1 pseudogene is annotated in these 258 nt (G+C 35.7%); it reads left to right on the forward strand.

Annotation, left to right across the window (positions count from 1 at the left end):
- Positions 1-258, forward strand: a pseudogene (locus SB660_RS21820) (hypothetical protein); the annotation flags it as partial.

Here is a 258-nt window from a genome sequence, read left to right on the forward strand (position 1 = left end):
TATTGTGAGTAATGAATTTACATTGTTTTTCCCTTTAAGTGAGTATATCGGTTTCTTTATACTGGGCTACTATTTAGCGACATTTGAACTATCGAAAAAATGGCGTGTGGGCATTTACATGCTAGGGATAGTTGGAGCACTTGAAACAATCCTACGTACTAATGTTTTAACAGAGCAGCAAGGACAATTTACAAGCTATGCTTTTTCCTATTCTAGTCCAAATGTTATTGCGATGAGTATCGCTCTCTTTGTTTTTGT

The organism is Bacillus sp. SIMBA_005 (genome assembly GCF_046535585.1).
Taxonomy (GTDB): Bacteria; Bacillota; Bacilli; order Bacillales; family Bacillaceae; genus Bacillus; species Bacillus pumilus.